The organism is Prescottella sp. R16 (genome assembly GCF_030656875.1).
GTDB lineage: Bacteria > Actinomycetota > Actinomycetes > Mycobacteriales > Mycobacteriaceae > Prescottella.
In genome coordinates this window covers 1,761,514-1,775,580 of the sequence record NZ_CP130943.1, presented here as the reverse complement: position 1 = coordinate 1,775,580, position 14,067 = coordinate 1,761,514, and the positions used below count along the sequence as shown (strand labels likewise).

13 protein-coding genes and 1 pseudogene are annotated in these 14,067 nt (G+C 70.5%); all 14 read right to left on the bottom strand.

Annotated features, from left to right (window positions below; genetic code table 11):
- Positions 1-14: 14 nt before the first annotated feature.
- Positions 15-314, bottom strand: coding sequence for an NADH-quinone oxidoreductase subunit NuoK (gene nuoK, locus Q5696_RS08375; protein WP_305094722.1), 300 nt, complete (start codon positions 312-314; stop codon positions 15-17).
- A complete protein-coding gene (locus tag Q5696_RS08370; RefSeq protein ID WP_305094721.1) occupies positions 311-1,126 on the bottom strand; it encodes an NADH-quinone oxidoreductase subunit J in 816 nt (271 codons plus the stop codon). Before Q5696_RS08370 ends, nuoK begins: the two co-directional genes overlap by 4 nt.
- Positions 1,127-1,630 carry an NADH-quinone oxidoreductase subunit NuoI gene (nuoI, locus tag Q5696_RS08365; protein WP_305094720.1) on the bottom strand — a complete coding sequence of 168 codons (504 nt, stop codon included), beginning with the start codon at positions 1,628-1,630 and terminating at the stop codon, positions 1,127-1,129.
- Positions 1,623-2,804 (bottom strand): NADH-quinone oxidoreductase subunit NuoH, encoded by a 1,182-nt coding sequence (nuoH, locus tag Q5696_RS08360; RefSeq protein WP_305094719.1) that lies wholly within the window; start codon positions 2,802-2,804, stop codon positions 1,623-1,625. The genes nuoI and nuoH overlap by 8 nt, the downstream gene beginning before the upstream one ends.
- Positions 2,801-5,224, bottom strand: a complete 2,424-nt coding sequence (locus tag Q5696_RS08355; RefSeq protein ID WP_305094718.1) for an NADH-quinone oxidoreductase subunit G — start codon at positions 5,222-5,224, stop codon at positions 2,801-2,803. The genes nuoH and Q5696_RS08355 overlap by 4 nt, the downstream gene beginning before the upstream one ends.
- A complete protein-coding gene (gene nuoF / locus Q5696_RS08350) occupies positions 5,221-7,251 on the bottom strand; it encodes an NADH-quinone oxidoreductase subunit NuoF (protein WP_305094717.1) in 2,031 nt (676 codons plus the stop codon). The genes Q5696_RS08355 and nuoF overlap by 4 nt, the downstream gene beginning before the upstream one ends.
- Entirely contained in the window at positions 7,248-8,555 is a 1,308-nt protein-coding gene (locus Q5696_RS08345; RefSeq protein ID WP_305094716.1) for an NADH-quinone oxidoreductase subunit D, read from the bottom strand. The genes nuoF and Q5696_RS08345 overlap by 4 nt, the downstream gene beginning before the upstream one ends.
- On the bottom strand, positions 8,552-9,298 hold the full coding sequence (locus tag Q5696_RS08340; protein WP_305094715.1) for an NADH-quinone oxidoreductase subunit C: 747 nt from the start codon (positions 9,296-9,298) through the stop codon (positions 8,552-8,554). The genes Q5696_RS08345 and Q5696_RS08340 overlap by 4 nt, the downstream gene beginning before the upstream one ends.
- Positions 9,295-9,870 (bottom strand): NuoB/complex I 20 kDa subunit family protein, encoded by a 576-nt coding sequence (locus Q5696_RS08335; RefSeq protein ID WP_305094714.1) that lies wholly within the window; start codon positions 9,868-9,870, stop codon positions 9,295-9,297. Before Q5696_RS08335 ends, Q5696_RS08340 begins: the two co-directional genes overlap by 4 nt.
- Positions 9,871-9,903: 33 nt before the next feature.
- Positions 9,904-10,275: an NADH-quinone oxidoreductase subunit A gene (locus Q5696_RS08330; RefSeq protein WP_305094713.1), complete on the bottom strand. Its 372-nt coding sequence runs from the start codon at positions 10,273-10,275 to the stop codon at positions 9,904-9,906.
- Positions 10,276-10,389: 114 nt separating this feature from the next.
- The gene (locus tag Q5696_RS08325; protein WP_305094712.1) at positions 10,390-10,779 is read right to left on the bottom strand and encodes a hypothetical protein; all 390 of its coding nucleotides are present in this window, start codon (positions 10,777-10,779) and stop codon (positions 10,390-10,392) included.
- A 10-nt stretch (positions 10,780-10,789) separates the two neighbouring features.
- Positions 10,790-11,497 (bottom strand): annotated as a pseudogene (locus Q5696_RS08320) (nucleoside hydrolase); the annotation flags it as partial.
- A gap of 51 nt (positions 11,498-11,548) precedes the next feature.
- Positions 11,549-12,226 carry an O-methyltransferase gene (locus Q5696_RS08315; RefSeq protein WP_305094711.1) on the bottom strand — a complete coding sequence of 226 codons (678 nt, stop codon included), beginning with the start codon at positions 12,224-12,226 and terminating at the stop codon, positions 11,549-11,551.
- 40 nt (positions 12,227-12,266) lie between these two features.
- A complete protein-coding gene (locus Q5696_RS08310; RefSeq protein ID WP_305094710.1) occupies positions 12,267-14,012 on the bottom strand; it encodes a proline--tRNA ligase in 1,746 nt (581 codons plus the stop codon).
- Between the last annotated feature and the right edge of the window lie 55 nt (positions 14,013-14,067).

Sequence of the window (14,067 nt, the reverse complement as noted above, 5' to 3'; positions counted from 1 at the left end):
TGTCCCCCGTCCCGTCAGTACTCGAGCAGATTCGCGTCGTCGACCGAGGCCGACCGGCGGGTGCGGAAGATGGTCATGATGATCGCGAGACCGACGACGACCTCGGCCGCGGCGACGACCATCGTGAAGAACGCGAACACCTGGCCGTCGAGCCGGCCGTGCATGCGAGCGAACGTGACGAACGCCAGATTGGCGGCGTTGAGCATCAGCTCGATGCACATGAACACGACGATCGCGTTGCGTCGCAACAGCACTCCGGCGGCACCGATCGTGAACAGGAGCACCGACAGGTACAGGTAGTTCGCGGGGTTCACCGCTCCTCCCCCCGATCCGGAAGGCCCCCGGGCGGGGGCACGTCCCGCGGTTCGAGGATCGCGGCGACCGAGTCGCGGGCGAGGGTGCCGTCGGCGCGGCGGGCGGGCATGTCGACGGCGTTGCTGCGCGCGTACACGCCGGGGCTCGGGAGCGGGGTGACCCGGTCGACGTCGCCGGACGCCCAGTCCCGGAAGCGTTGCTGCGAGAGTTCTCGCTGGGTGCGGCGCGGCTCGAACCGTTCCCGGTGCGCGAGGATCATCGCGCCGATCGTGGCGGTGACGAGCAGCGCACCGGTCAGCTCGAACACCCACACGTAGCGGACGAACACGATCTCGGCGAGGCCCTCGACGTTGCCGCCCTCGTTCGCGGCGTCGAGGCCGACGAAACCGACGGTGCCGTCGCGGATCACGCCGAGAGTCGCGTTGCCGAGGGCGCCGACGAGGAGCAGCCCGAAGCCGACACCGGTGACGGCGGCGGCGATGCGTTGTCCGCGCAGGGTTTCCACCAGCGAGTCGGACGAGTCGACGCCGACGAGCATGAGCACGAACAGGAACAGCATCATCACCGCGCCGGTGTAGACGACGACCTGCACGACGCCGAGGAACAGTGCCCCCTGCGCGATGTACAGCACCGCGAGCACGATCATGGTGGTGGCCAGGAAGATCGCGGAGTAGACGGCCTTCGGCGCGCACACCACCCCGAGGGCGCCGAGGACGGCGACCGTCCCGAGGATCCAGAACTGCACGGCTTCACCGGTGGACGTGCGGGTGAGGACGTCGGCGGCGAGCAGTGCCGTGTGCGGCTCGATCATCTACGTCACCTGCCCACGGTAGTAGTCCTGCTCGGTGGCGCCCGGCGCCATCGGGTGCGGCGGCGGCTCCATACCCGGTTCGAGTGGGGCGAGGAGCCGGTCCTTCTCGTAGATGAGGTCGGTGCGGTTGTCGTCGGCCATCTCGTACTCGTTCGTCATCGTCAACGCCCGCGTCGGGCAGGCCTCGATGCACAGTCCGCAGCCGATGCACCGCAGGTAGTTGATCTGGTAGACCCGCCCGTACCGTTCGCCCGGCGAATAGCGCTCCTCCTCGGTGTTGTCGGCGCCCTCGACGTAGATCGCGTCCGCGGGGCACGCCCACGCGCACAGTTCGCAGCCGATGCACTTCTCGAGACCGTCCGGGTGCCGGTTGAGTTGGTGCCGGCCGTGGTAGCGCGGCGCGGTCGGTGTCTTCTGTTCGGGGTAGAACTCGGTGACCGGCTCCCGGAACATCGACCGGAAGGTCACACCGAATCCGGCGACCGAATCGAGGAAATCAGACATCGGCTTCCTCCTTCTGCTGACGAGAGAGGCGTGGTGCCCGTACGAGCACCACCAGCACGGCGAGCATCCCGGCGATGTGCAGGATCGCGGCGGGCACGGGGCGGCCGTCGTCGTGCAGGACGCGGGCGGCGGCGACCACCAGCACCCATGCGACGGCGGCGGGGATGAGGACCTTCCAGCCGAGGTTCATGAACTGGTCGTACCGCAGCCGCGGCAGGGTGGCGCGCAACCAGATGAACACGAACAGCAGCAGCCACACCTTCACGACGAACCACAGCAGTGGCCACCATCCACTGTTCGCGCCGGACCACAGGCTCAGCGGCCACGGGGCGTGCCAGCCGCCGAGGAACATCGTGGCCGCGAGCGCGGAGACCGTCGTCATGTTCACGTACTCGGCGAGCATGAACATCGCGAACCGCAGCGACGAGTACTCGGTGTGGAAGCCGCCGACCAGTTCGCCTTCGGCCTCGGGCAGGTCGAACGGGGCCCGGTTGGTTTCGCCGACCATCGCGGTCAGGTAGATCAGGAACGACGGCAGCAGCAGGAACACGTACCACGTGCTGTCCTGTGCGGCAACGATTCCCGACGTGGACATCGTGCCGGCGTAGAGGAAGACGGCCGCGAACGTCAGTCCCATCGCGATCTCGTACGAGATCACCTGCGCAGTCGACCGGATACCGCCGAGCAGCGGATACGTCGAGCCCGAGGACCAGCCGGCGAGCACGATGCCGTACACGCCCACCGACGAGATCGCGAGGAGGTAGAGCACCGCGACCGGCAGATCCGTCAGCTGCAGCGGCGTCCGGGTGCCGAACACCGACACCTGCGGGCCGAACGGGATCACCGCGAACGCCATGAACGCGGGAACGGTCGCGATGATCGGCGCCAGCAGGTAGATCGGCTTCTCCACCCCGGACGGGACGATGCCCTCCTTGAGGGCCAGTTTGATGCCGTCGGCGAGGGTCTGCAGCAGGCCGCGCGGCCCGACCCGGTCCGGGCCGATCCGCATCTGCATGAACGCCAGGATCTTTCGTTCCGCATAGATCGCGAGCAGCACCGTGAGCACGAGGAACACGAAGATCGCGAGTGCCTTCACGATCACCAGCCACCACGGGTCGCGGCCGAACATCGACAGGTCGGCGGCGGCGAACACAACGGTGGATACGGCGGTCATCGCGGTACCTCCCCCGTTGCGCGGCGCACCCGCACGACGTCCCCCGGCCGGGCGGCGAGCGTCCGGTGCACGGCCGAGCCGGGCGAGTTCCGCGGCAGCCACACCACGCGGTACGGCAGATCCGTCACCGCCACCGGCAGCGTGACCGTACCGCGACCGGTCTCGACCGTCACCGGGTCGCCGTCGCGGACAGCGAGTTCCGCGGCCCGGTCGGCGGACAGTCGCACCACCGGCGTCCGCGCGGTCCCCGCCAGGTGGGGTTCGTCGTCCTGCATGCGTCCGGCGTCGAGCAGCAGCCGCCACGACGCGAGCACCGCTTCCCCCGGCCCCGGATCGGTCACCGGGGCCGCCGCCGTGTCCGGGCCCGGTGGCCGCTCCCCGGCCCACGTGCCGAGCCGGCCGATCTCGGCGCGGGCGGCGTCCGGGTCCGGCAGACCCAGCGGGGTGCCGGCCGCGGCCGCGAGGGCATCGAGTACCTGCCCGTCGGACAGTGTTCCGGTGTCGCGCAGGGCGGTCTCGAACGGCCGGACCCGGCCCTCCCAGTCCAGGTAGGCGCCCGACTTCTCGGCGACCGCGGCCACCGGCAGCACGACGTCGGCGCGATCGGTGACACTGCTGCGCCGTATCTCGAGGCTCACCACGAACCGGGCCGCGTCGAGGGCCGCGTCCGCGGCCGCCGGGTCGGGCAGGTCGTCGACGTCGACGCCGCCGACGAGGAGGCCGCCGATCTCGCCGTTGCGGACCGCATCGAGGATGCCTGCGGTGTCCCGGCCCGCAGCCGTCGGCAGCGCGGTGCCCCACAGGGTTTCGACCTCGCGGCGTGCGGTCGGGTCGGCGGCGGGGCGCCCGCCGGGCAGCAGCATCGGTACCGCACCCACCTCGAGTGCGCCGCGGTCCCCGGCCCGGCGCGGTATCCAGGCGATGCGGGCGCCGGACGCGTCGGCGAGCCGCGTGACCGCGGACAGGGTGCCGGGGCTGTCGGCCGCGCGTTCCCCGACCACGATCACCGAACCGGGGGCGCGGAGGAAGTCGGAGGTGGCGAGGTCGTCGAGAACGGCCGGTTCGCCGCCGGGCACCGCCTGCAGTAGACGCCCGTCGATCTTGGCGAGTCCGCGGGACGCGAACGGGGCGACCGACAGGACGACGGTGCCCCGGTCGCAGACGGCCTTGCGGAGCCGCAGCAGCACCATCGGCGACTCGTCCTCGGGTTCGCACGCCACCAGCAGCACCGCGGGGGCGTGCTCGAGGTCGTCGTAGGTGACCGGGTCCGGTACCGCGCCGAGGATCCGTCCCGCCACCCGCGCTGCGAGGAACGCCGCCTCCTCGGTCGAGTGTGCGCGGGAGCGGAAGTCGATGTCGTTGGTGCCGAGCACGGTTCGCGCGAACTTGGCGTACGTGTACGCGTCCTCGACGGTGAGCCGGCCTCCGGTGAGCACCCCGCAGCCACCGGCGGACGCGAGTCCGCGGGCCGCGACCGCGAGCGCGTGCGGCCACGACGTCGGCACCAGTTCGCCGGTGTCGTTCCGCACGAGCGGGGTGGTGAGCCGGTCCGGTGCGGTGGCGTATGTGAACGCCCAGCGGCCCTTGTCGCAGTTCCATTCCTCGTTGACCTGCGGGTCGTCGCCGGCGAGTCGGCGCAGGACGGTGCCGCGGCGGTGGTCGGTGCGTTGCGCGCAGCCGCCGGCGCAGTGTTCGCAGACACTCGGGCTGGACACGAGGTCGAACGGGCGGGCCCGGAACCGGTAGGCGGTGCCGGTCAACGCGCCGACGGGGCAGATCTGCACGGTGTTGCCGGAGAAGTACGAGTCGAACGGCTCTCCCGCCCCGATCCCCACCTGTTGCCCGGCGCCGCGTTCGAGGAAGTCGATCAGTTCGTCGCCCGCGATCTGTTTCGTGAAGCGGGTGCAGCGGGCGCACAGGATGCACCGTTCCCGGTCGAGCAGCACCTCGGTGGACAGTGGAATCGGTTTGGGGAACGTGCGTTTGACGTCTTCGAACCGGGTCTCGCCCTGCCCGCTCGACATCGCCTGGTTCTGCAGCGGGCACTCGCCGCCCTTGTCGCACATCGGGCAGTCGAGCGGATGGTTGATCAGCAGCAGTTCCATGTTGCCGCGCTGGGCCCGTTCGGCGACAGCGGAGGTCACCTGGGTGCGGACCACCATGCCGTCGGTCGCGACGGCCGTGCACGACGCCAGCGGTTTGCGCTGCCCCTCGACGTCGACGAGGCACTGCCGGCAGGCACCGACCGGGTCGAGCAGCGGGTGGTCGCAGAATCGCGGGATCTGGATGCCGATGCCCTCGGCGGCGCGGATCACCAGTGTCCCCTTGGGCACCGTCACCTCGATGCCGTCGATCGTGAGCGTCACCCGGTCCGTCGGGACCGGCTGTCCGGACGCGTCGACCCCCGCGTGCACGGTCATCGTGAGCCTCCGTCCACTGTGTCCCGCCGCGACTCGTCCGGATCGAACGGACATCCGCCGCCGTCGAGGTGCGCGACGTACTCGTCGCGGAAGTACTTCAGGGACGACGTGATCGGGCTCGTCGCACCGTCACCCAGGGCGCAGAACGCGCGCCCGAGGATCGAGTCGGAGATGTCGAGGAGCTTGTCGAGGTCGGCGCGGGTTCCGGCGCCGCGTTCGAGCCGCTCGTAGATCTGCTGCAGCCAGTAGGTGCCCTCCCGGCACGGCGTGCACTTGCCACACGACTCGTGCGCGTAGAACCGCGTCCACCGCGACACCACCCGCACGACGCACGTCGTGTCGTCGAAGATCTGCAGCGCCTTGGTGCCCAGCATGGACCCTGCTCCGGCCACGTTTTCGTAGTCGAGGGGCACGTCGAGGTGCTCGGGGGTGAGGATCGGCGTCGACGACCCGCCCGGTGTCCAGAACTTGAGGGTGTGCCCGGGGCGTACCCCGCCCGCGAGGTCGAGCAACTGCCGCAACGTGATTCCCATCGGCGCCTCGTACTGACCCGGCCGGCGCACGTGCCCGGACAGCGAGTACAGCGTGAACCCGGGCGACGCCTCGCTGCCCATGCTGCGGAACCATTCGGCGCCGCGGGCGATGATCGGTGGCACGCTGGCGATGGACTCGACGTTGTTGACCACCGTCGGGCACGCGTACAGGCCCGCGACCGCCGGGAACGGCGGCCGCAACCGGGGCTGCCCGCGCCGGCCCTCGAGCGAGTCGAGCAGGGCCGTCTCCTCGCCGCAGATGTAGGCGCCGGCCCCCGCGTGCACGACGATGTCGAGGTCGAACCCGGAGCCGAGGATGTCCCGGCCCACGTAGCCGGCGTCGTACGCCTCGGCGACCGCGGCCCGCAGCCGACGCAGCACCGGGACCACCTCACCGCGCACGTAGATGTACGCGCGCGACGCCCGGATCGCGTAGGCAGCGATGACCACGCCCTCGACCAGCGCGTGCGGGGTCGCGTACATCAGCGGAATGTCCTTGCACGTGCCCGGCTCCGACTCGTCGGCGTTGACGACGAGATAGTGCGGTTTCGCGGCCGTGTCGTTCGCCGGATCCTGCGGAATGTACGACCACTTCATGCCGGTCGGGAACCCGGCGCCGCCGCGGCCGCGCAGCCCCGCCTCCTTCACCGTCGCGATCACCTCGTCCGGGTTCGTCCGCAGCGCGGCCCGCAGGCCCGCATAGCCGTCGTGCCGGTGGTAGGTGTCCAGCGTCCACGACTCCGGCTCGTCCCAGTACCGGCTCAGCACCGGGGCCAGTTCGGGCGAGCCGGTCCGCAGCCCGGCGACGGTCGGTTCCCCGCCGCCGCCACCCGCATCGACCGCGTCCGGCCGGGGGTCGTCGAATCCCGCGAGCAGCCGGGCCGTGTCCCGGAACGTGCGCAGCTGCGCACCCCGGCTCGGGGTCACGGGCCGCCCCTCCCGCAGCGCGTCGACCACCGCGATCGCCGACTCGGGGGTCTGGTCGTCGAAGAACTCCCAGTCCACCGTCAGCACCGGCGCGAAATCACAGGCCGCGTTGCACTCGATGTGCTCGAGCGTCACCGACCCGTCCCCGGTGGTGCCGCCGTCCTGCACACCCAGGTGCGCGCACAGCGCGGCGTGGATCGCGTCGCCGCCCAACACCGCGCACAGGCTGTTGGTGCACACCCCCACGTGGTGTGTGCCGGTGGGCTCGCGCCGGTACATCGTGTAGAACGTGGCGACCGCGGTCACGTCGGCGACCGTGAGCCCCAACCTCGTTGCACAGAACTCGATTCCGGTCGGCGAGACGTACCCCTCCTCCGCCTGCACGAGGTGCAGCAGCGGCAGCAGCGCCGAGCGCTGCGCCCCCGGCCGGTCCGTCCGGTAGCGGGCGACGATCGCGTCGGCGTCGGCCGACAGTCGTGCCGCCACGTCCGGCGGGTACACCGGACGCTCGTGCGGCCGCGGTCCGAGGTCGACGAACACCGGTCCGGCGGTGGATGATTCGCTCATCGGTCCACTCCTCCCATCACCGGGTCGATACTCGCGACGGACGCGATCACGTCGGCCACCATCCCGCCCTCGCACATTGCGGCGACGGCCTGCAGGTTCGTGAACGACGGGTCCCGGTAGTGCACCCGGTAGGGGCGGGTGCCGCCGTCGCTGACCACGTGCACCCCCAGTTCGCCGCGCGGCGATTCCACCGGCACGTACACCTGGCCGGGCGGCACCCGGAAACCCTCGGTGACGATCTTGAAGTGGTGGATCAGGGCTTCCATCGACGTGCCCATGATGTGCCGGATGTGGTCGAGCGAGTTCCCGAGCCCGTCCGGTCCGAGCGCCAGCTGTGCGGGCCACGCGATCTTCTCGTCCGCCACCATCACCGGGCCCGGCCGCAACCGGTCGACGCACTGCCGGACGATCCGCAGCGACTCCGCCATCTCCCGCACCCGCACGAGATAGCGGGCGTAGCAGTCGGATCCGGTGGCGGTCACCACGTCGAAGTCGTAGTCCTCGTATCCGCAGTACGGGTCGGAGCGGCGCACGTCCAGCGGTGTCCCGGTGGCACGCAGGATCGGCCCCGTCACCCCCAGCGCCGTGCAGCCGGCGACGTCGAGATACCCCACGTCCTGAGTGCGGGCCTTCCAGATCGGATTCTCGGTGAGCAGGTCCTCGATGTCCCGGATCCGGCCCGGCAGCAGGTCCAGCAGCGCCCGCACCTGCTCGACGGCCCCGTCGGGCAGGTCGGCGACGAGCCCGCCGGGGCGGATGTACGCGTGGTTCATCCGCAGCCCGGTGATCGTCTCGAACACGTCGAGGATCGGCTCGCGGTCCCGGAACCCGAACAGCATCGGGGTGATCGCCCCGAGCTCCATACCGCCGGTGGCCAGGGCCACCAGGTGCGATGCGATCCGGTTGAGTTCCATGAGCAGCACCCGCACCACCGTCGCCCGCTCGGGCACCCGGTCGGTGATGTCGAGGAGCTTCTCGACGGCCAGGCAGTAGCCGACCTCGTTGAAGAACGGCGACAGATAGTCCATCCGGGTGACGAACGTGACGCCCTGCGTCCAGTTGCGGTACTCGAGGTTCTTCTCGATCCCGGTGTGCAGGTAGCCGACTCCGCACCGCGCCTCGGTCACCGTCTCGCCCTCGATCTCGAGGATCAGCCGCAGCACCCCGTGCGTCGACGGATGCTGCGGTCCCATGTTGACGACGATGCGTTCGGCACCGGCCTCGTGCGCGGCGCCCGCGGCGTCGACGAGGTCGTCCCAGTCCTGCCCGGTGACGGTGTACTCGGTCGCCGGCGTCTCGGTCACTGGTAGCCCCTCCTCTCGTCCGGTGGCGGTACCGTCGCCCCCTTGTACTGGACGGGCACCCCGCCGAGCGGGTAGTCCTTGCGCTGCGGGTGCCCTTCCCAGTCGTCGGGCATCTCGATCCGGGTGAGCGACGGATGGCCGTCGAACACGAGGCCGAAGAAGTCGTACGTCTCCCGCTCGTGCCAGTCGGTCGTCGGATACACCCGGAACAGCGTCGGCACGTGCGGGTCCGCGTCGGGGACGGCCACCTCGAGCCGCAGCCTCCGGCCGGACGTCATCGACATCAGCGGGTACACCGCGTGCAGTTCCCGGCCGTGGTCGTGCGGGTAGTGCACGCCGCTCACCCCGAGGCACAGCGTGAACTGCAGGCCCGCGCCGTCGCGCAGGGCCCGCGCCACGGCCGGCAGGTGGTCGCGGCGCACATACAACGTCAGTTCGCCGCGGAACACGACGACGGCCTCGACGGCCTCGTCGAACGCCGCCGGCCCACCGAGCACGTCCGCGAGCGCGTCCACGGCCTCGTCGAACCAGCCCCCGTACGGACGGGGTGTCACCCCGGGCAGCGTCACCGGCCGCACCAACCGCCCGTACCCGGACGTGTCGCCGGTGCCGACGACCCCGAACATGCCCTGCCGCAGGCCGATCATCTCGCCGCCGCCCGCCACCGGGACGGGCGGCACCGTGCCCTCCGGTCCGGCCGTCGCCTCCGGGTCCGGTCCCGCACCGGTGTGCTCGTCGGTCATCGCAGCACTGTCCCTCCGGGCATCCCGAGATCGACGGAGGACGTCGTCGGCCGGGCGGCGAGCGCGGCAGCCTCCGCGGCCCGCACCGCCTCCTCACGGTTGACGCCGAGCGGCATGGCCGCGATCTTCTCGTGCAGCTTCAGGATCGAGTACAGCAGCATCTCCGGCCGCGGCGGACAGCCCGGCAGGTAGATGTCGACGGGGACGACGTGGTCGACGCCCTGCACCACCGCGTAGTTGCCGAACATGCCGCCCGACGACGCGCACACCCCCATCGCCAGCACCCATTTCGGCTCGACCATCTGGTCGTACACCTGGCGCAGGACCGGCGCCATCTTCTGACTGACCCGGCCCGCGACGATCATCAGATCGGCCTGCCGCGGCGACGCCCGGAACGCCTCCATCCCGAACCGGGCCAGATCGAACCGCCCGGACGTGGTCGCCATCATCTCGATCGCACAGCACGCGAGACCGAACGTCGCCGGCCACAACGACCCCTTACGGGCGTACCCGGCGACGGTCTCCACGGTGCTCAGCAGGAAACCGCCCGGAACCTTCTCCTCGAGACCCATGTCGACACCACCTCCTGCTCGCGCGAAAACTGCCTAGTCCCAGCTCAATCCCCCGCGCCGCCACTCGTACACGTAGGCGACCGCCACGTTGAACACGAACACCGCCATCACGGCCAGTCCGAACGCCCCGAGCGCGTCGAAATGCACGGCCCACGGGTAGAGGAAGACGATCTCGATGTCGAAAACGATGAACAGCATCGCCGTCAGGTAGTACTTGATCGGGATGCGGCGGCCCCCGGCCCGGCCGGTCGGCGACGACGGGAGCGGTTCGATTCCGCACTCGTACGCCTCGAGTTTCGCGCGCCCCGGACGCTGCGGACCCACCAGCGACGCCACGGCCACCGAGAACACCGCGAAGGCCACGGCGATGCCGCCGAGCACGAGAATCGGTACGTACGCGTTCACGGCACCTCCGTCCAGCGGAATGTGATCTAGAACTCACCGTACGGGAGACGTGCGGCATATGGGTTCGGTTCTGCGGGCGAGTCTTTCGCGTGTCGGGTACTCAGGAACGGCCGGTCAGGAACGGCACAGCAGCCCGACGACGGCCTCAGCCAGCAGAAACGGCGATATCGGATGCTGCACCACGGCGTCGGCCCGTGACCAGTCCGCGAGCCAACGGTCGTCGGCGCGTCCGGTCAGCACCACGATCGGCGGACAGACGTCCAGTTCGTCCCGTAACTGTTTCGCGATACCCATACCGCCGGCCGGTGCCGCCTCCCCGTCGAGGATCGCCAGTCCGATCCCCCCGGCATCCATCGTGCGGATCACCATCGGCTCCGTCGCGACCTCGACGAACTCGAGAACGGGTGCGTCCGGATGCGGGCGCGGGCCGAGGGCACCCGTCACCGCGGCCCGCGTCGCAGCGTCACTGCTGTAGACCAGCACGCGCACGGTCGGATCGGTCATGTCCCCGATGCTACGACGCCACCAGGGCTCGTTCGACGAATTCCCGGACGACGGCGTAGTCGAGGTCGGTGACGACGCGGTGCCGGGGGATCTCGGAACCCGGCCGGTGCCCCCACAGGCTCGCCCACCCCATCTCGTCGTGGTCGACGCGGCCGACCACTGTGCTGCTCCCCCGTACGATCGCCGGTTCGAGCAGCACCGCGGCCGCGACACTGTCGTGGCTGGTGAACATCGGCCGCTCCGCACCGTACGTACGAGTGCAGTGCACCTGGTAGTTCGCGGTGATCGCCCGCACGAACCGGGCGGTCACCGACTCTGCGGCCCGCTCCTCGAGGTCGGCCCACGGGATCTGCAGGCGGGCGGTGACGTCCATGCCCACCCAGGTCACCGGGCCGGGTGCCGCGGCAACCCGCGCCGTCGCCGCCGGATCGTGCGCGGTGTTCGTGTCGCCCTTGGCCAGGAACGACGGCTGCTCGACGGCGACCTGTACACGCCGGTCGGCCGCGCCCATCCCACCCATCACGGTTACGGACCGGAACCGGGTGAGCAGGCCGGGGTCACGGCCGAGGGCCGCCGCGACGTTCGTCAGCGGACCCAGGCACAACAGATCGATGCCGCCCGGACACTGCCGGGACCACCGAAGAATCTGCGCGACAGCCGTTTCCGGGTCCGGATGTGAACCGACCGGTCTCGGCTGTCCACTGTCCCCGAGACCGTCGACGCCGTGCGGTCCCGGCGTCGATCAGCACCCGCCGCCCGGCCCCCGGGCTCACTCGGTGACGAGAGCGAGCGCGAACCCGTCCCAGCCCTTGGCGCCGACGGTCTGCAATGCGGTCGCATCGATCCGGGGTTCGGCGGCGAGCAGCCCGAGCACCGCGCGACTCGCTCGGACGGTCTCGTCGTCCAGGTCCGGGTTCGACACTCCACCACCGCGGACGACGTTGTCGATCACGACGACGGTGCCCGGGCGGGACAGCCGCAGCGCCCACCGCACGTACTCGGAGTTGTTGACCTTGTCGGCGTCGACGAACACCAGGTCGAACGGGCCGACCCCGTCGGCCTCGACGCCGGGCAGGGTGTCGAGGGCCGCACCGACCCGGATGTCGACCCGGTCGCCGACGCCGGCGCGGTCGAGATTGGTGCGGGCGACACCCGCGTGGGCAGGCTCGTATTCGAGGGTCACGACCCGGCCGGTGTCGCCGACGGCGCGGGCCAACCACAAGGTGCTGTAGCCGCCGAGGGTGCCGATCTCGAGTACCCGCGTCGCCCCGATCATCCGGGCCAGCAGATGCAGGAACTTGCCCTGCACCGGGGCCACGTCGATCGGCGGCAGCGCGGCGGCAGCATTCGCGGCGAGTGCCGCCGCAGCTGCCGGGTCGTCCCCGATGAGGGTGTCGGCGAGATAGTTGTCGACGTCGGCCCAGAGCCCGCGTTCGGTGTCAGCCATGCCCCGAGCCTACGACGACTCCCCACACCCCTCGACAGGCTCAGCCGCGGACGGCCGCCACGATCTCGGCGAGCGCACCGTCGGCGGGAATCTCGCGGGACTCGCCGGTGAAGCGGTCGCGCAGCTCCACCTTGCCGTCGGCGTAGCCGCGGCCGACGACCACGACGAGCGGGACCCCGATCAGTTCGGAGTCCTTGAACTTCACGCCGGGCGACGCCTTGCGGTCGTCGAACAGGACCTCGATGCCGGCCTTGTCGAGTTCCGCGGCCAGTGCCTCGGCGCCCTCGCGGGCGGCGTCGTCCTTGTTGGCGATCACCAGGTGCACCGCGAACGGGGCGACCTCGGCGGGCCAGCGCAGGCCCTTGTCGTCGTGGTGCTGCTCGGCGATGACCGCGACCAGCCGCGATACGCCGACACCGTACGAGCCCATCGTGGGACGCACCGGCTTGCCGTTCTCGCCGAGCACGTTCACCTCGAACGCGTCGGTGTACTTGCGGCCCAACTGGAACACGTGACCGATCTCGATGCCACGCGCCGCCACGAGCGGGCCGGCGCCGTCGGGCGACGGGTCGCCGTCGCGCACCTCGGCGGCCTCGATGGTGCCGTCCGGGGTGAAGTCGCGGCCCGCGACCAGACCCACGTAGTGCTTGCCTTCCTCGTCGGCGCCGGTGATCCAGCTGGTGCCGTCCACCACGCGCGGGTCGACGAGGTAGCGGACACCGTTCTCCTGCAGCGCCTTCGGACCGATGTAGCCCTTGACGAGGAACGGATTGTTCTTGAAATCGGTCTCGGTGACGAGCACGTACTCGGCCGGCTCGAGCGCGGCCTCGAGGCGCTTCTCGTCCACCTCACGGTCGCCGGGGACACCGATCGCGAGCAGTTCCCACTCGCCGCCGGGCACCCGGGTCTTCACCATGATGTTCTTCAGCGTGTCCGCGGCGGTGACGGTCCTGCCCAGGTCGGCGCCGTTGGCCCACTCGACGAGGGTGTCGATGGTCTCGGTGCCGGGAGTGTCGCGCACCTCGGCGGCCGGCAGCCCGTCGAACGGGATCGGCGCCGGTGCGAGTGTCTTCACGGCCTCGACGTTGGCGGCGTAGCCGGACTCGACGCAGCGGACGTAGGTGTCCTCACCGATCTCGGACTCGGCCAGGAACTCCTCCGAGGCGCTGCCACCCATCGCACCCGACGTCGCGGACACGATCACGTACGTGACGCCGAGACGCGCGAAGATCCGCTCGTAGGCGTCGCGGTGTGCCTTGTAGGACTCGGCGAGGCCCTCGTCGGTGAGGTCGAAGCTGTACGAGTCCTTCATGACGAACTCGCGGCCGCGCAGGATGCCGGCGCGGGGGCGCTCCTCGTCGCGGTACTTGGTCTGCACCTGGTACAGGGTGACCGGGAAGTCCTTGTACGAGTTGTATTCGCCCTTGACGGTGAGCGCGAACATCTCCTCGTGGGTCGGACCGAGCATCATGTCGTTGCCCTTGCGGTCCTGCAGCCGGAACAGGTTGGGGCCGTATTCGGTCCACCGGTTCGACGTCTCGTACGGGTCGCGCGGCAGCAGCGCCGGCAGGTGGATCTCCTGCGCGCCGATCGCGTTCATCTCCTCACGGACCACCCGCTCGACCTCACGCAGCACCTTCAGCCCCAGTGGCAGCCACGAGTAGATGCCCGGCGCGATGCGCCGCACGTAGCCGGCGCGAACCAGCAACTTGTGGCTGGCGACCTCGGCGTCGGCCGGGTCGTCGCGGAGCGTACGGAGGAACAGGTGCGACATGCGGGTGATCACGAGGGACCAGGATAGTCGGCGCGGCGTCCGCAGCGGCAGTCCCGGTACGGTTGGC